This is a genomic window from Vibrio glycogenivorans, assembly GCF_051660965.1.
Taxonomy (GTDB): Bacteria; Pseudomonadota; Gammaproteobacteria; order Enterobacterales; family Vibrionaceae; genus Vibrio.
Window position 1 is genome coordinate 233,981 of sequence record NZ_JBPVIS010000009.1, and the last position, 17,453, is coordinate 251,433.

At 48.8% G+C, this 17,453-nt stretch carries 18 protein-coding genes, 2 tRNA genes and 1 rRNA gene; 2 read left to right on the forward strand and 19 right to left on the reverse strand.

Annotated elements, in window-relative coordinates; all coding sequences use genetic code 11:
- Positions 1-12 precede the first annotated feature (12 nt).
- The 16 genes from ACSTTG_RS17990 to trmJ form a co-directional block, all read right to left on the reverse strand.
- Complete coding sequence (locus tag ACSTTG_RS17990; protein WP_438460212.1) at positions 13-627, reverse strand: YfgM family protein; 615 nt, start codon at positions 625-627, stop codon at positions 13-15.
- Positions 628-697: 70 nt separating this feature from the next.
- Complete coding sequence (gene hisS / locus ACSTTG_RS17995; protein WP_438460211.1) at positions 698-1,966, reverse strand: histidine--tRNA ligase; 1,269 nt, start codon at positions 1,964-1,966, stop codon at positions 698-700.
- 25 nt (positions 1,967-1,991) lie between these two features.
- The gene (gene ispG / locus ACSTTG_RS18000) at positions 1,992-3,116 is read right to left on the reverse strand and encodes a flavodoxin-dependent (E)-4-hydroxy-3-methylbut-2-enyl-diphosphate synthase (RefSeq protein ID WP_438460210.1); all 1,125 of its coding nucleotides are present in this window, start codon (positions 3,114-3,116) and stop codon (positions 1,992-1,994) included.
- Between the two features lie 8 nt (positions 3,117-3,124).
- Entirely contained in the window at positions 3,125-4,039 is a 915-nt protein-coding gene (locus ACSTTG_RS18005) for a RodZ domain-containing protein (RefSeq protein ID WP_438475755.1), read from the reverse strand.
- 306 nt (positions 4,040-4,345) lie between these two features.
- On the reverse strand, positions 4,346-5,470 hold the full coding sequence (rlmN, locus tag ACSTTG_RS18010) for a dual-specificity RNA methyltransferase RlmN (protein ID WP_438475756.1): 1,125 nt from the start codon (positions 5,468-5,470) through the stop codon (positions 4,346-4,348).
- A gap of 180 nt (positions 5,471-5,650) precedes the next feature.
- On the reverse strand, positions 5,651-6,079 hold the full coding sequence (gene ndk / locus ACSTTG_RS18015; RefSeq protein WP_438460207.1) for a nucleoside-diphosphate kinase: 429 nt from the start codon (positions 6,077-6,079) through the stop codon (positions 5,651-5,653).
- Between the two features lie 28 nt (positions 6,080-6,107).
- On the reverse strand, positions 6,108-7,403 hold the full coding sequence (pepB, locus tag ACSTTG_RS18020) for an aminopeptidase PepB (protein ID WP_438475757.1): 1,296 nt from the start codon (positions 7,401-7,403) through the stop codon (positions 6,108-6,110).
- Positions 7,404-7,544: 141 nt separating this feature from the next.
- Positions 7,545-7,739, reverse strand: coding sequence for a Fe-S cluster assembly protein IscX (iscX, locus tag ACSTTG_RS18025; RefSeq protein WP_438460205.1), 195 nt, complete (start codon positions 7,737-7,739; stop codon positions 7,545-7,547).
- 36 nt (positions 7,740-7,775) lie between these two features.
- Complete coding sequence (gene fdx, locus ACSTTG_RS18030; protein WP_438460204.1) at positions 7,776-8,114, reverse strand: ISC system 2Fe-2S type ferredoxin; 339 nt, start codon at positions 8,112-8,114, stop codon at positions 7,776-7,778.
- A 13-nt stretch (positions 8,115-8,127) separates the two neighbouring features.
- Positions 8,128-9,981, reverse strand: coding sequence for a Fe-S protein assembly chaperone HscA (gene hscA, locus ACSTTG_RS18035; RefSeq protein ID WP_438475758.1), 1,854 nt, complete (start codon positions 9,979-9,981; stop codon positions 8,128-8,130).
- A 30-nt stretch (positions 9,982-10,011) separates the two neighbouring features.
- Positions 10,012-10,527 (reverse strand): co-chaperone HscB, encoded by a 516-nt coding sequence (gene hscB, locus ACSTTG_RS18040; RefSeq protein WP_438475759.1) that lies wholly within the window; start codon positions 10,525-10,527, stop codon positions 10,012-10,014.
- A gap of 57 nt (positions 10,528-10,584) precedes the next feature.
- Complete coding sequence (gene iscA, locus ACSTTG_RS18045; protein WP_438460201.1) at positions 10,585-10,908, reverse strand: iron-sulfur cluster assembly protein IscA; 324 nt, start codon at positions 10,906-10,908, stop codon at positions 10,585-10,587.
- A gap of 76 nt (positions 10,909-10,984) precedes the next feature.
- Positions 10,985-11,368: a Fe-S cluster assembly scaffold IscU gene (gene iscU, locus ACSTTG_RS18050; protein WP_438460200.1), complete on the reverse strand. Its 384-nt coding sequence runs from the start codon at positions 11,366-11,368 to the stop codon at positions 10,985-10,987.
- Between the two features lie 52 nt (positions 11,369-11,420).
- Entirely contained in the window at positions 11,421-12,635 is a 1,215-nt protein-coding gene (locus ACSTTG_RS18055) for an IscS subfamily cysteine desulfurase (RefSeq protein ID WP_438460199.1), read from the reverse strand.
- Positions 12,636-12,676: 41 nt separating this feature from the next.
- Entirely contained in the window at positions 12,677-13,183 is a 507-nt protein-coding gene (gene iscR / locus ACSTTG_RS18060) for a Fe-S cluster assembly transcriptional regulator IscR (RefSeq protein ID WP_438460198.1), read from the reverse strand.
- Positions 13,184-13,289: 106 nt separating this feature from the next.
- Positions 13,290-14,030 (reverse strand): tRNA (cytosine(32)/uridine(32)-2'-O)-methyltransferase TrmJ, encoded by a 741-nt coding sequence (trmJ, locus tag ACSTTG_RS18065; protein WP_438460197.1) that lies wholly within the window; start codon positions 14,028-14,030, stop codon positions 13,290-13,292.
- A gap of 177 nt (positions 14,031-14,207) precedes the next feature.
- Here trmJ and suhB point away from each other — a divergent pair, with 177 nt between their 5' ends.
- Both suhB and ACSTTG_RS18075 read left to right on the forward strand, forming a co-directional pair.
- Positions 14,208-15,011 carry an inositol-1-monophosphatase gene (gene suhB / locus ACSTTG_RS18070; protein WP_438460196.1) on the forward strand — a complete coding sequence of 268 codons (804 nt, stop codon included), beginning with the start codon at positions 14,208-14,210 and terminating at the stop codon, positions 15,009-15,011.
- 221 nt (positions 15,012-15,232) lie between these two features.
- On the forward strand, positions 15,233-16,759 hold the full coding sequence (locus ACSTTG_RS18075) for a phospholipase D-like domain-containing protein (protein ID WP_438475760.1): 1,527 nt from the start codon (positions 15,233-15,235) through the stop codon (positions 16,757-16,759).
- 344 nt (positions 16,760-17,103) lie between these two features.
- Here ACSTTG_RS18075 and ACSTTG_RS18080 read toward each other — a convergent pair.
- The 3 genes from ACSTTG_RS18080 to rrf all read right to left on the reverse strand — a co-directional run bounded on the left by ACSTTG_RS18080 (position 17,104) and on the right by rrf (position 17,453).
- Positions 17,104-17,180 (reverse strand) — tRNA-Trp (locus ACSTTG_RS18080).
- A gap of 38 nt (positions 17,181-17,218) precedes the next feature.
- Positions 17,219-17,295 (reverse strand) — tRNA-Asp (locus tag ACSTTG_RS18085).
- Between the two features lie 42 nt (positions 17,296-17,337).
- Positions 17,338-17,453 (reverse strand): 5S ribosomal RNA (gene rrf, locus ACSTTG_RS18090).

Below are 17,453 nucleotides of genomic sequence, written 5' to 3' on the forward strand. Positions count from 1 at the left end.
CAAAGGCAATCCTTATTTCGCTAGGTCATCCAACTTCATTTGCAGACCAGGACTGTTGTCTGCTGACTGCTGCGCTTCTGAATACGCTTGGTAAGCAGCATCTTCATCACCTGAACGAAGCAAGATATCACCACGCAGTTCAGCCACACGGCCCGCCCAATCTTGGTGAGTCAATGAGTCTAGGCTTGCCAATGCATCGCTATCGTTACCCAGTTCTGCTTGTAGGCGTGCTACGCGATAAGTCGCAACCGCTTTCAGTGCATTATCACCAGTATTTGCCTGTGCCCAACTTAGCTGTTCAAGTGCGCCATCAAGCTCACCCGCTTCAACCTGAGCTTTTGCCAGCTGCAGAGCGGCAAGAACGGCGTACTCAGAATCACTGTTAGTACTGATGAAGGCTTCAACTTGATCTTGCGCCTGTGCACCTTGACCGTTAAGTTGCGTCATCGCTGTCATGTAAGCATCAGAGGCTGCTTCCTGCGCTTCAAGCACAGAGTCTTGGTAAAAACGCCAGCCTAAAAGGCCACCGATACCCACAACTGTACCCAAAATAACGGCCTTGCCGTTTTCCTTCCACCAATCCTTAATGGCTTCTACTTGTTGTTCTTCGCTATCGTAGAGTTCCACGTGCATTCCTCTTTAAATCTACGCAAGAAGGCAGTCAACGCTGCCTTCTGAAATAAAATGGGTTATCTAATTAAACCAATTCGCTTAGTTTTGCCACGGCATCTTGCTGTGACATCGTGGTTTGCTCACCACCAATCAAATCTTTTACCACCACAGTGCCATCAGCCACTTCGTTCTCACCAAGAACTAGTGCCACTGCTGCGCCAACTTTGTCCGCTCGCTTGAACTGCTTCTTAAAGTTACCGCCACCAAAGTGGTTCATCACGCGCAGGCCCGGTACTTGCTCACGAAGCTGCTCAGCCAGTTTCATCCCCGCCATCATAGTGCCTTCACCCGCGGTCACCATGTAAACATCAACGCCACGGCGAACCTCGGTGAGCTCAAGTGTTTCCATCATCAGAACCAGACGCTCAAGACCCATAGCAAAGCCGACCGCAGGGGTTGGCTTGCCACCTAGCTGCTCGACAAGACCATCGTAGCGGCCACCGCCACACACGGTGCCCTGTGCGCCTAAGCTCTCGGTGATCCACTCAAATACGGTGCGGTTGTAGTAATCCAAGCCACGTACCAAGCGCTCATTAACGGTATATTCGATGCCGGCTGCGTCAAGAAGTTCACACAGACCTGTAAAATGTTGTTTCGACTCGTCACTTAGGTAGTCAGATAGACGCGGCGCGTCGCCAAGAATGGCTTGGACGTCAGCGTTCTTAGTATCCAGTACGCGCAATGGGTTGGTGTGCATGCGACGCTTACAGTCTTCATCCAACACCTCTTCGTGCTGCTCAAGAAACGCAATCAGCGCTGTACGGTAGTTAGCGCGATCTTCGGTTGAACCAATCGAGTTCAGCTCGAGGCGTACGTGCTTATCGATGCCTAGCTCACGCCATAGGCGCGCTGTCATCATGATGAGCTCAGCGTCTACATCAGGACCATTAAGGCCGAAGACCTCGACACCACACTGGTGGAATTGACGGTAACGACCTTTTTGTGGGCGCTCGTGACGGAACATAGGGCCCATGTACCATAGGCGCTGTTCTTGGTTGTACAGCAGACCGTTTTCGATACCCGCACGCACACAGCCTGCAGTGCCCTCAGGGCGTAGGGTTAGGCTATCACCGTTGCGGTCTTCAAAGGTGTACATCTCTTTTTCTACCACGTCGGTCACTTCACCGATCGCGCGACTAAATAGATGCGTCATCTCAACGATTGGCATACGTACTTCGTTGTAACCGTATGCACTAATTACGTTTTTCACTGTACCTTCCACTTTTTGCCAAAGTGGAGATTGCGTTGGGAGGCAGTCGTTCATGCCTCGAATTGCTTGAATTGTTTTTGCCACAATACTTACCGTAATGTCGTTGAGATTAATTTGATTCGATGTTTTTGACGTCGATGCGATTGTCGCTATCGAGCGTCGCCGCTTTGGCGCGGATCTTCGCTTCGAGCTGATTGACTAGGTCATCATTGTCAAAGCGCTCTTTTTGACGCTTACCATCTTCGTAGAAAGCGCTCTTCTTGTTGCTTCCTGCCAGCCCCAGGTGTGACACTTCCGCCTCACCAGGACCATTAACCACACAACCGATGATAGATACATCCATTGGGGTAATAATATCTTCTAGGCGCTGTTCAAGTGCGTTGACTGTGCCTATCACATCAAATTCCTGACGCGAGCAGCTCGGGCACGCAATAAAATTGATGCCTCGCGAGCGAATTCGCAGCGATTTTAGGATATCAAAGCCAACTTTGATCTCTTCCACTGGATCTGCGGCTAAAGAGATACGCAGCGTATCACCGATACCTTCAGCCAGCAGCATACCTAAACCGACGGAAGATTTCACTGCGCCGGCGCGTGCACCGCCCGCTTCTGTGATCCCCAAGTGCAGCGGTTGATCGATTTTTTGTGCCAACAAGCGGTAAGAGTCCACCGCCAAGAACACATCAGACGCCTTCACGCTCACTTTGAACTGGTCAAAATTGAGTCTATCAAGAATATCGACGTGACGCATTGCCGACTCGACTAGGGCTTCTGGAGTTGGCTCACCGTACTTCATCTGGATATCTTTCTCCAGTGAACCACCGTTAACACCAATGCGAATTGGAATGTTCTTATCGCGGGCGCAGTCGACAACCGCGCGAATGCGGTCTTCTTTACCGATATTACCTGGGTTGATACGCAGACAGTCGACGCCGTACTCTGCCACTTTAAGGGCGATGCGGTAGTCAAAATGAATATCCGCCACCAGCGGTACCGACACTTGCTGCTTGATCTGCTTGAAGGCCTCGGCAGCATCCATGGTGGGAACGGAGACGCGCACAATGTCTGCACCGACATTTTCCAGAGCGCGGATCTGCGCAACGGTGGCATCGACATCCGTTGTGCGTGTGTTAGTCATTGATTGAACGGCGATTGGTGCACCATCACCAATAGGCACGTCGCCCACATAAATACGCGTAGAGGGGCGACGTTTGATCGGAGATTCGTGTTGCATAATGTCTACTATGGTAAGGTGATTCGAGCTACTTTACCCGCAGTATACCCAGAAAGGTCAACAGGTTCACTTGCAAAAGTGATCGAAACGTTCTGTGGGGCACCTAAAACAAGGCTGTAGCTGCCTGGCTGGTCAAAATCGAGTACTTCACCCGCGCTCTTGGTTCCGATGGCCAGCGTCGCACCTGTCGCATCTTTGACCTGAAGCCAGCAATCACCGGTTAGGGTTAAGCGCAGTCTTGGCAGATCAGAATCGACAACCGGTACTTCTTCTTCAACCACGACGTCTTCAATCGTCTCAGCAATCAGCGCCTGTTCCTCAACCAAAGCCGTGTCATCGCTCACTTCATTCTCAGGCAATGTTTCAGGCTCTGGGTTATAGATTGGCTGTTCTATCTCTGGTAATGGCTCTAGCGTAATAGGCCCTTGGATTTCATCACCAAGTACCGTCACCGGCTCTGTCAGCTCTTCAATCTGAGTACTTGGCTCTTGAACCAACTCAGGCTCAGCTAACTCACGCTCACCAAGCCACCAAAGGACACTAATACCCACCACCGCAATCACTACGGCACAAGAAATCAGTATGATGCGGCTGTCTTGCTTCTCCTTGTTGGTCTTTTTCGAGAAGCTATGCATTGCTTGTTCTTTGAAGGCCGTCGAGTCACAGTCATCCAGGGCACTGAGGATCTCTTTTTCAGGCACCCCCACTAACTTAGCGTAGTTACGAATATAGCCACGGGTAAACGTCGCCACCTGTTGCTGGGAAAAATCGTTGTTTTCAAGATTTTGTACCACAGAGACTTTAAGACAAAGTCGCTCAGCAACCTGTTCTTGAGTGAGCCCCAGCTCTTTACGTTTTACTTTAAGCAGTGTACCGGCTTGGATTTGTGGTGTCTCTGCGACACTAGGTTCTTCATTTGTCATTGAGAATAATTTCTAAGTTGGTCCATTCGGAGGTGCTATCGTTATTATTTTTCATAACCGAATAGAGAATGTGCTTTGTTCAGTATAATCACGCTAAGTTAGATATAGCCAATAGACGAGACTGCGTGTTAATAAATGCGAAAAATATCGTGTTCATTCTAATAGATAATAACTTCGAAACAACATGACCAGCAGACAGAAATTGACTACGCATCAATGTTTTTTCACAAAACTGACATTTTCACGGCAGATAAAAACCAAAAACCAGGCTAATAGACCTGGTTTTTGCATCATACGCGGGTTTTGTTAAACCGATTTGACATCCAGCATCTCGCCTTTGGCTACTCGCTGTTGCTGAGTACGTTTGGTGCGGTCAATCACATCGCCCACCAACTGACCACAAGCCGCATCGATATCGTCACCACGCGTCTTACGTACCGTGACCGTGTGCTCATATTGCATCAAGGTCTTTTGGAAGCGATCAATACGTGAGTTGCTCGGCTTTTTGTACGGCGAGCCTGGGTATGGGTTGAACGGGATTAGATTGATCTTACACGGCGTGTCTTTAAGTAGTTCTGCAAGCTCACGCGCATGGTCCATATCGTCGTTGATATGATCAAGCAATACATACTCTACTGTCACCTTGCCGCGGTTGGCATTAGAGGTCGCAATGTAGCGACGCACTGACGCAAGGAAATCTTCAATATCCCATCGGTCATTGATTGGCATAATAGAGCTACGCAGTTCATCGTTTGGCGCGTGCAATGAGATGGCCAAGGCCACATCAATTTGGCCTGCCATTTGGTCAAGACCGGATACCACACCTGAGGTAGAAACAGTTACGCGGCGCTTCGATAGACCAAAACCAAGATCGTCTAGCATGATCTCTAGCGATGGGATCAGGTTTTTCATGTTCAGCAGTGGCTCACCCATCCCCATCATCACTACATTGGTGATTGGGCGGCGACCGGTCTCTTTCTCTAGACCAACCTCACGTGCAGCGCGCCACACCTGACCAATGATCTCAGAAACCTTTAGGTTACGGTTAAAACCCTGTTGCGCCGTTGAACAGAACTTACACTCAAGCGCACAACCCACCTGTGAAGACACACACAATGTCGCGCGATCATCTTCTGGGATATACACAGTTTCAACATCTTGATCGCCAACGCGCATTGCCCACTTGATGGTGCCGTCTGACGAGTGCTGAGCATCAGAAACCACCGGTGCTTTCACCTCACACTTTAGGTGAAGTTTTTCACGTAGTTTCTTGTTAATGTTTGTCATTTTATCGAAGTCATCAATACCGAAATGGTAGATCCACTTCATCACTTGGTCAGCGCGAAACGCTTTTTCGCCGAGCTCGTCTGCGAAGAATGCACGCATTGCCTTGCGATCAAAATCGAGTAGATTGATTTTTTCTGTGGTCATATGGCCTCTCAAATGACAGAACACGAAATAAGGGCGCGAATTGTACAGCCTTTACGCGATTTCAACAAGTGCTGTCACCCCCTCAAGTATAGCCACTTTCGCTTCGCATCTTCCGACTCTCACCTCTAAGACAAAAAAGCCCTAGCACGAGGCTAGGGCTTATCAATCATCACACTGAGATTATCCGCGCGGATGGATCTCAGTGTTTGGGAAAAAGAACTCAATCTCTCGCGCCGCCGAGGTTGGGCTATCCGAGCCGTGCACCGAGTTATGACGCATACTTAGCGCATAATCTGCGCGCAGAGTACCGCATGCGGCCTCTTCTGGGTTGGTCTTGCCCATCAGTTCACGATAGCGATAGATAGCATCCTCTCCCTCTAGCACTTGGACCATAATCGGCCCTGAGGTCATAAACGCCTTCAACTCATCAAAGAAAGGCTTGCCTTCGTGCTCGGCATAAAAACCGGCTGCCTGCTCTTCGGTGAGGGTGAGCATTTTGGCTGCGATGATCTTAAGGCCGGCCTTCTCGATGCGATGATAGATTGCACCGATCAGATCGCGTTTTACGGCGTCGGGTTTGATAATAGAGAATGTTCTTTCTAGAGCCATATAATTTCCCTTTATTGTAATAGTAAGCTTACTGCGCGCTGTCCGTCAGCAGGCGAGCTAGTGTGCGGACACCAACGCCCGTTGCGCCTGCAGACCATTTATCAGTTGCAGATTTGCGGTATGTTGCTGCGCAGTCAAAGTGCAGCCAACCTTTTTTATAGTCTTCAACAAAGTAAGACAGGAACGCAGCAGCCGTGCTTGCACCAGGCACGTAATCACCCGTGCTGATGTTCGATAGGTCTGCAAAATTTGACGGTAACATACCACGGTGGAACTCCGCTAGTGGTAGTGGCCACAGACCTTCGTTTTCCGCTCGCGCTGAGGTTAGCGCTTGATGAGACAGTTCATCGTCAAAGCTCATCAGTGCGTGGTAATCGTTGCCTAAAGCATTTTTTGCCGCACCCGTTAACGTCGCACAGTCGATGATAAGCTCAGGATTTTGCTCACAGGCGTAGATAAGGCCATCCGCTAGAACAAGTCGTCCCTCAGCGTCGGTGTTCATGATCTCAACCGTCTTGCCATTCTTGTAAGTGATCACATCACCCAGCTTAAGAGCACGACCTGAGATCATATTCTCCGCACAGCACAGAATCAGCTTCACACGCTTATTCAGGCCTCGCAGAATCGCTAAGCCCAGACCACCTGTGATAGTACCAGCGCCGCCCATGTCCGCTTTCATCGCGGTCATGAAGTTTGAAGGCTTAATGCTGTAACCACCAGAATCGAAAGTAATGCCTTTGCCAACCAAGCAAGCGAACACTGGCGCGTTTTCATCACCGGTTGGGTTAAAGTCGAGCTGAAGCATCGCAGACGTGCGCTCAGAGCCACGCCCAACAGCAAAAATGCCCTGCCAACCTTCCGCTAACAAATCTTTGTCTTTAACAATCTTAGTCGTGACTGTTCCCGCTGGTGCTACCGATTTGATAAATTCCGCCGCCATGGTGGCAAGTTGACGTGGTGCAACTTCTTCTGCAGGTTTATTAATAATATCGCGAGTAAAACTGGTCGCTTTAATGCGCGCATCAAGCTCACTTTGATCATCATCGCTAAGCGCAGACCACTCTAGTGAGTTATGTTTTTTAGGGTTTTGATAACCTTGGTGGAATGCCCAGACTGATTCTAGATCCCAAGCATCACCTTGAAGTAATACAGAGCGGATGCCTTGGCTGTCAAGTTTACGCGCAGCGCGTTGAACAACCGTGGTATCTTGACTCTGATCTTGGTGAATCGTTGCCCCGTTCTGAGTAAACGAAACAATCGCCTTTTCTCCCCACTGCGCAGCAGCAGGCTCACGGCTCAATTGGACTAACATCTGGTTAGACATGGTTTCTCCTTGTCTGGCAGCAAAGTAGTACTGCTCGTTTTTATAGTTACTTTAGGATGTTAGCATTATGTACGACGTAAGTGTCACTTTGATAAAAAAAGCGAGCTAAAAAGCTCGCTTTTATGGTCGCAGCTCGCAATTCTAGTCGAACTCATCCATCCAACATAGAATCACCGCCTCAAGAATCTTCTCATTGCAGTGCGCCGGATCGTCATCAAACTCGTCCAGCTGCATAATCCACTCACGCAGATCGGTAAAACGCACGGTTTTAGGATCGGTGTCTGGGTACAACTCGCATAGCTCTATCGCAATGTCGCGCGAATCAATCCATTTCATTAGCTACTCCTTGTCTCAATGAGAGTTTAGACGCGTTTAGTGATCTTCTGAGGCGTGGTTTAGCGTGTATTTAGGGATCTCTACAACCAGATCCTCATCGGCCACTCTTGCCTGACAGCCCAGCCGAGATTCCGGCTCTAGACCCCACGCCTTATCTAGCATGTCATCCTCAAGCTCATCACTCTCTTCGAGCGAATCAAAGCCTTCTCGAACGACAACGTGGCAAGTGGTACAGGCGCACGATTTTTCACACGCGTGTTCGATACCAATACCATTTTTTAGCGCAACATCGAGAACCGTTTCACCACTTTCGGCTTCCAACACCGCACCTTCAGGACAAAGGTCTTCATGGGGTAAAACAACAATTTTTGGCATAACTTTCTATCTCTTATATATCATCTACAGACTGACCGGAAAGGGCAGCTCGGATCGATTTATCCATACGACGTGAGGCAAATTCTTGACTTGCCTTGTCAGTATCTTTGATGCCTTGCTCAATCGCGGCAGTGTCCCCACCATTGCGCAATTCAATCAATGCCTCTATCGCTTTGAGCAGCACCTGTTGCTCTTGCTCTGAGAGTAGCTCATCGCCATCGGCCTGAAGCGCAGCCACCAGCCCCTCGATAACACGATCGGCCTCAACGCGCTGCTCAGCAAGCGCACGCGCCTGCATGTCCTCTTCAGCATAGGTCATGGAATCTTTGAGCATATTAGCGACTTCATCATCACTCAACCCATACGAGGGCTTGACCTGGATCTCCGACTGAACGCCAGTGCTTTTCTCCATTGCAGTCACAGAGAGCAGGCCATCAGCATCGACCTGATAAGTCACACGAATATGAGCCGCGCCCGCAGCCATTGCCGGGATACCCTTGAGTGAAAAACGCGCCAGGGAGCGACAGTCATCAACCATCTCACGCTCACCTTGTACAACGTGGACACTCATTGCCGTTTGTCCATCCTTGAAGGTGGTAAACTCTTGAGCTCGCGCCACAGGAATCGTGGTGTTACGTGGAACGATCTTTTCTACTAAGCCACCCATGGTTTCAATTCCCAATGATAGTGGGATCACATCCAACAGCAGCATCTCAGAGTCAGGCTTGTTGCCTGCGAGGATATCCGCTTGGATACCTGCACCGATTGCCACTACTTCATCAGGGTTGATACTGGTTAATGGCGGACGCTCGAAGAAGTCCCCGACCATCTCACGCACTAGACCTGTACGGGTAGAGCCACCGACCATAACAACCTCAAGCACTTGCTCTGTGTCTACCTGGGCATCTTTTAGAGCCCGACGACAAGACATCAGGGTCTTTTTCACTAATGGGCGGATCAGGTCTTCAAACTCATCACGGCTGACCTGCCCCTGCCAACCAAGCACGTCGACTGCGACGGTGTTTTGCTCAGAGAAAGCAATTTTGGTGGCCGTTGCCACATTGAGTAGGATACGGTTTTGCTCGGCCGTCAGAGGTTGCTCGATACCCGCTTTTTCCAACAGGTGCTCGGCAAGCAAATGATCAAAGTCATCACCACCCAGCGCAGAGTCACCACCGGTTGCTAGCACCTCAAATACGCCTTTTGACAGACGTAAAATAGAGATATCAAACGTACCACCGCCGAGGTCGTACACCGCGATAATGCCTTCTTGACCACTATCTAGGCCATACGCAATCGCGGCAGCCGTTGGCTCATTAAGCAGACGCAATACATGCAGGCCTGCAAGCTTGGCCGCATCTTTGGTGCCCGCGCGCTGGGCATCATCAAAGTAAGCCGGTACGGTGATCACCACACCTGCCAGCTCACCACCTAACGTCTGCTCAGCTCGCTGACCAAGTGCTTTGAGAATATCGGCAGAGACCTCAATCGGGTTTTTATCTCCAGCCGAGGTTTCGAGCAATGGAAGCCCATTTTCACTCGCTTTAAAGCGATAAGGCAATGATGGGTAGCGCGCATTAATATCAGCGAGTGAACGCCCAATCAGGCGCTTAACCGAGATAATGGTATTTTGTGGATCGCTCTCTGCGAGTTGCTGCGCGGCGTAGCCAACTTGAGGCGTCTCCGATGAATAATTGACAATAGAGGGCAGAATAGCCTTGCCCTGCTGATCCGTCAGGGGCTCTGCGCTGCCACTGCGCACAGAGGCGACCAGTGAGTTGGTCGTACCTAAGTCAATACCAGCGGCTAATTTATGTTCATGGGGTGCCGAGCTTTGACCCGGTTCTGCGATTTGAAGTAGTGCCATTAGTGTTCCTTGTTCCCAACTCGTCTGTCACTAGTTGAGTAGGTGATCTTCGACTCGTTCGATTTCGTTCTTTAGCTTTGCGATAAATTTTAGCTTACGCACCAGATCTGCAACCTCATCCCAGGCCTGAGCTTGGATCTGCTGCTCGACAAAGCCTAAATGCTGTTTATACATCTTGCTGACTTTGCTATCAAAATCAAACAGCTCATCGGCGCCATCTGGGCTTGATGAGATATGCTCCAGCTCCTCACGCAACTCCATCTGCTCCATCAAAAACTCTAGGTCTTGCAGTGTCTGTTGCTCGGCTCGAATATCGATACCATTGAGGGATAGCATATACTCTGCGCGTGAGATAGGTTGCTTGAGCGTTTGGTACGCATCGTTGATTTCAGATGCCTTCTGCACGGCCATCAAGCGGTCTCGCTCAGAAGCACTAGCAAAATTATCCGGATGAAACTGCTTTTGTAATTCTCGGAACTGAGAAGAAAGAAGGCCACCATCCAGCTTAAACTGGCTTGGTAGCCCAAATAATTCAAAATAATTCATGTTGCGGTCGATCCCTGCTAACAAGGCGTGGGCAAATCTGCCCACCGCTCTTATCGATTAAACGTTGAAGCTCTCACCACAACCACATTCGCTTTTTGCGTTTGGGTTATTAAACTCAAAGCCCTCGTTTAATCCTTGCTTCACATAATCCAGCTCAGTGCCGTCTAGGTAGACTAAGCTCTTTTTGTCGATGATCACTTTGACACCTTGGTGCTCAAAGACCTCATCGCCTTCGTCGAGCTCGTCGACAAACTCAAGGACGTAAGCCATACCCGAGCAGCCAGTGGTCTTCACCCCTAGACGCAAGCCCAGACCTTTGCCTCGACTGTCTAAAAAAGCTCTCACTCGATTTGCTGCGGTTTCTGTTAATGAAATGGCCATACTACACCCTTGGTCTTCTATTGAACGTGCGAAAGATGATAGGGCAATATCCGGCCAGGAAAAGCCCTATCAGCGATTATTGGTCGTGCTTTTTCTTGTAGTCAGCAACGGCTGCCTTGATTGCATCCTCGGCAAGGATAGAGCAGTGTACTTTAACCGGTGGCAGCTCTAACTCGTCAGCAATCTCGGAGTTTTTGATCGCAGCCGCTTCATCGACAGACTTGCCCTTTACCCACTCAGTAACCAGTGAGCTCGATGCGATTGCACTACCACAACCGTATGTTTTGAACTTCGCGTCTTCGATAATGCCATCTGGCGTTACCTTGATTTGCAGTTTCATTACGTCGCCACACGCAGGTGCACCGACCATGCCACTACCTACGTTTGGATCTTCTTTGTCGAAAGAACCTACATTACGTGGGTTTTCGTAGTGATCAATTACTTTTTCGCTATATGCCATAATAAGTTACCTCGAATCCTCTATATCAATCCATTGGACAGACGGCGCCGTCTTAGTGGTGTGCCCACTCAACAGTGCTCAAATCGATCCCTTCTTTGTACATATCCCATAGAGGAGACATGTCGCGCAGCTTGATAACTGCTGAGCGAATTTGCTCGATTGCGTAATCTACTTCTTCTTCAGTCGTAAATCGACCGAAAGAGAAACGAACTGAACTGTGTGCTAGTTCATCATCCAAGCCAAGCGCACGTAAAACATACGAAGGCTCAAGGCTTGCTGAGGTACATGCACTGCCTGAAGATACCGCTAGATCTTTTAGCGACATCAGCAATGACTCACCCTCAACAAACGCAAAACTCACGTTTAGATTGTGCGGTACGCGCTGATCCAAATCACCGTTGATCGTCACCGCTTCTAGGTCTTTCACACCATCTAATAGGCGGTTACGCAGTGCCATTGCGTGGTCAAAGTCTTTTTGCATGTCTTCTTTCGCCACACGGAACGCCTCGCCCATACCCACAATTTGGTGAGTCGGTAGCGTACCAGAGCGGAAACCACGCTCATGACCACCGCCGTGCATTTGCGCCTCTAGGCGAATACGCGGCTTACGACGAACGTACAAAGCACCAATACCCTTAGGGCCATAGGCTTTGTGTGCAGACAATGAGATTAGGTCAATCTTCATTTCCTGCACGTCTAGTGGCACTTTGCCTGCAGATTGCGCAGCGTCTACATGGAATACGATTTTACGCTCACGGCACAACTCACCGATGGAAGCGATGTCTTGGATAACACCGATCTCGTTATTTACATGCATGATAGACACTAAAACAGTGTCGTCGCGCATCGCCGCTTCCAGCTTTTTAAGGTCAACAATACCGTTCGCTTCAGGCTCTAGGTATGTCACCTCAAAACCCTCGCGCTCCAACTGACGGCATGGATCAAGAACCGCTTTGTGTTCTGTTTTACACGTGATCACGTGCTTGCCTTTCTTGGAGTAGAAGTGTGCTGCACCCTTGATCGCTAGGTTGTCAGATTCAGTTGCACCAGAGGTGAAGACAATTTCACGTGGGTCGGCGTTAAGCAGGTCTGCAATCTGTTCACGAGCGGTATCAACCGCTTCTTCTGCTTGCCAACCGTAACGGTGTGAGCGTGAAGCTGGGTTACCGAACGTGCCGTCGATAGTCATGTACTGAACCATTTTTTCAGCAACTCGCGGATCGACAGGGCAAGTTGCAGAGTAATCAAGATAAATAGGCAGTTTCATTATTTTCTCCAGTGTAAAACCTTGCCACTATGTGCGGTGAGCTATGAGCGCACGTCAACGCCAATCGATGATAAGCTCGAATTGCCGTGTGTAAGGCTATGATTTAGCGCGAGATCTATGTCTTGCTTATCAGAAATTTCAAGGACTTCGTTGTCCTTCATCAATTGACCCAACGTGATATTGTTGAGGAAATCAGAAATGCGTGTACTCAAGTCACGCCACAAGGTGTGAGTTAAGCAACGGGAGCCACCTTGGCAATCTCCCTTACCATTGCATTTCGTCGCATCAACCGACTCATCAACGGCTGAGATCACGGTACCAATCGAGATTGTGTGCGCTTCTGCACCAAGGCGATAGCCGCCACCGGGACCTCTTACACTAGCAACTAGGCCAGCTTTTCTGAGTTTGGAAAATAGCTGCTCTAGATACGAAAGCGAAATCCCTTGTCGCTCTGAAATATCCGCCAAAGGAACGGGGTTATGCTGCGAGTGCAATGCCACATCTAGCATGGCAGTGACTGCATATCGTCCTTTCGATGTTAATCTCATAATCCATCCTTAACACACTGTTTATGTGTTAAGAAGTTTTTCATACCTGACTAAAATGGTCAAGTATTTATTTGACTAAATTAGTCAGGTATTTTTTACAACCTAACTACTTCAGTTTGTTCGTTTTCTCGATCGCGGTTAGCACGCCACGTAGAATGTTGAGCTCTTGAGATTCAGGCCTTGCGCGGGTAAACAGACGGCGTAACTTGTCCATCACCTTCTGTGGCTTGTCTCTCTCAATAAAGTGGGTATCGTAAAGCACTTTTTCAAGGTGTACGTAAAATTGTTCAAGCTGCTCATAACGCGGGTAGCTGTCCGCCTCAGCAGGCGTGTATTGGCTCTGTTGGTGAGCCAGAAAAGCCATACGAATTTCGTACGCGACCGTCTGTACTGCCATCGCGAGATTTAGCGAGCTGTATTCAGGGTTTGCCGGAATGCTCAAGTGATACTGACACTTTTGCAGCTCTTCGTTGGTCAGGCCTGTGCGCTCACGACCGAACACCACCGCAACGGAGGCATTATCATGATCAGAGACCAGGGTGGAGATCAGCTTCTCGCCACACTCACGTGGCTCAACCATCGGCCACTCAAGCGTGCGAGAACGTGCACTCGTACCAATGACTAGGGTGCAATCCGCCACGGCTTCCTCAACACTGCTAACAACTGCAGCGTTCATCGCGACGTCGCTAGCACCAGAAGCCAATGCTGTCGTTTGTCCATCACGCTCGCACTGAGGATCAACCAGTACCAGATTTGATAGCCCCATCACCTTCATGGCTCTAGCGGCAGACCCGATGTTGCCTGAGTGAGATGTACCTACCAAAACGATTTTAACGCGATCTAACATGATGATGACTTACCCCTATAATTTGGACGCAGAATGGTATCATAATATGCTCAATAGCGTCAGTTCGATTTCCTATCCACTACTGATAAAGTGCAAAAAATAACCACTTCCATTTGCAAAAATAACTGATATACTCGTCGCGTTTTTTGTTCTTTAACATCCGTTGGGAAGATATCTATGCATCCTATGCTGAATATTGCTATTCGTGCTGCACGAAAAGCAGGTAACCATATCGCTAAATCACTAGAAACTGCTGATAAAATTGAATCTACACAAAAAGGTACGAATGATTTCGTAACGAACGTAGACAAAGAAGCTGAAGCTATCATCATCGATACGATCAAGAATTCGTACCCTGATCACTCTATCGTTGCTGAAGAGAATGGTCTGATCGAAGGCAAGGACAAAAACGCACAATGGATCATCGACCCACTGGATGGCACGACTAACTTTGTCAAAGGTCTTCCTCACTTCTCTGTCTCTATCGCAGTTCGCCTAAACGGCAAGACTGAGGTAGCGTGTGTGTACGACCCAATCCGTAACGAGCTATTCACTGCTCAACGTGGTGCTGGCGCACAGCTAAACAACACACGTATCCGTGTAAATGCACTAAAAGATCTACAAGGTGCTGTACTAGCGACAGGCTTCCCATTCAAACAAAAGCAGCACAGCGAATCTTACCTAAAGATCGTTTCTGCACTGTTTGTTGATTGTTCTGACTTCCGTCGCACTGGCTCTGCTGCACTTGACCTATGTTACGTAGCTGCTGGTCGCGTTGATGGTTTCTTTGAACTAGGCCTTAAGCCTTGGGACATCGCTGCGGGTGAACTTATCGCTCGTGAAGCAGGTGCGATTGTAACTGATTTTGCTGGCGGCACTGACTACATGAAGTCGGGTAACGTCGTTGCTTCAAGCGCACGTGGCGTGAAAGGCATTATCAAGCACATCCGTGAAAACGGTAACGAAGCGCTGCTTAAGTAATCTGCGCTGAGTATATCGATAGTTAAAGACCTCGCTTTAGCGGGGTTTTTTTATACCTCAAGGGTAGAGGTGAGATTCGAGAAACAAGAGGCGAGAGGCGAGAAGGAATCTTGGCTAGGGGAACCTTCATTAGCAATGAGATAAGTTTCTCAGATGATGACAGTTGACTATATGTTTTGTATTTTATCGTCATATATTCAAACATTTAGGCACATTTCGCTGTGAAAAAAACAACTGTAGTGACAACACTCGCCTTACTGGTACTCGGGTGTAGTGAACAACCAGATAGTGTCCCCCTCTCCGATTACGATTACTGTGAACAATTTCCAACCACCGAAGTTGAACCTCTATCGGCATTCATTACGCCCTTTCAAGACGAATTAGAAGGCAAGACTGGGGTCTATGTGCTCGAGCAAGGTGCTGAGGCAATGATGTCAAGGACTTGGCTGACATCTCGGGCTGAGCAATCTATCGATATCCAGTACTTCATCTTTTCGGTCGACAATGTTGGTCTTATTGCAACCGACTATTTGGTGAGGGCCGCTGAGCGTGGCGTGAAGATTCGGGTCATCATTGATGACTTATTATTGGGTGCCAGAGCGGATGAGCTGCAGATGTTATCCGCTCATCACAACATCTCAATTAAGGTCTACAACCCCAATACCAATATGGGTAGAAACCTATTGCAGAAAGTCGGCTCTCTGATGTTGGATTTTCACGCATTCAATCAGAGAATGCATAACAAAGTCTTCATCGTGGACGGACAGTTAGCCATCACTGGCGGACGTAATATAGCTAATGAATACTTTGGTTTTGATCATGAATATAACTTCAGAGATCGTGATGTGTTTCTGGCGGGTGAAGCGGTGGATGACATGCAGTCATCGTTTGAGACATTTTGGCACAGTGAATTGAGTGTGCCCATAGAACACCTTGCCGAGTTTGATGACCAAGATGCTCAGCTGGAGTTCTCCCGATTACACAGCTATGCTTGTAATCCAACCAATTTTCATCCTGATATCCGTAAAGAGATAGAACTGGTCCCCGACACTTTCCAGCGTCTAGCCGAGCAAGGTAAATTTACTTTTGTCGATCGTGTTGACTATATATCTGATCAACCGGGCAAAAATGATCAAACCGCTTTTCTAGCCGGTGGCAGTCCAACTCACACCAAGTTGATCGAACTGCTCAGCCAATCGGAAAAGAGCATCATAATTCAAACTCCCTACTTGGTGACAAGTCAGGCAGATCGAGAGTTCCTCCAACATTTGGTCGATAGTGGTATCGAAATAAAGATACTGACTAACAGCCTTGCATCAACTGATAATCTCGAAGCGTTTAGCGGTTATCAACGCAGCCGAGAGGCCCTATTGAACACTGGCGTTGAGCTATATGAGTTCCGTCCGGACGCTAGAGTTAGACAAAGAGTGATGACAGAGCATATGTTTAAACGTCTGCCAACCACACCTATTTTTGGGCTTCATGCCAAGAGCATGGTCATCGATGACTCAACAACAGTCATAGGCACCTATAACTTCGACCCTCGCAGCGCCAACCTCAATACAGAAAGCTTTACAGTGATCCACTCACCAGAAATTACTAAAGGGGTAAAAGACGCAATGCTTATCGAGATGGAACCAGATAATGCATGGCGAATCACCCCCGACTTCAACCCAGACCACAAAGTCAGTTTGTGGAAAAGGTTCAAGGTCAAACTGCGCAGAATCGTACCGAAAAGCATCCTCTAAAATCGCAGGGGCGGAGTTCGAGTACGGGCTATCGCCCTTCGAGGAGCGAGTAGTGTGGTCGATAGCCACATGTTCACTACTCACCTATTACTATTACCGCACTGATATTCATCTGTAACGTAAAAAGCCCAGCATCGGTGCATGCTAGGCTTTTTCATATCTGATATCTAGGAAATATATGAAAGTATGCGTGGACGGTAAACTTCCCCCACCCACAAACTACTCGCACCTCGAAGCGTAAGCGTCCTCGAACCCCGCCCCCTCGACTCTCGTCTCTCGCAGCGCAGCGATCTCGCTTCTAAAACGCAAAAAAGCCTCAGTCTTTCGACTGAGGCTTTAGAAAATGGCAGGGGTGGAGAGATTCGAACTCCCAACACGCGGATTTGGAATCCGCTGCTCTGCCAATTGGAGCTACACCCCTGTAGTTGTTTTAGAGACTTAACTTTGTCTTTAATAAAGTGGCGGAGTGGACGGGACTCGAACCCGCGACCCCCGGCGTGACAGGCCGGTATTCTAACCAACTGAACTACCACTCCGCAGTGGCGTACTTGCTATCAAGCAAGTGTCCAAAATTTAAAGCCTGGCGATGTCCTACTCTCACATGGGGAAGCCCCACACTACCATCGGCGCTATTGTGTTTCACTTCTGAGTTCGGCATGGAATCAGGTGGGTCCACAACGCTATGGTCGCCAAG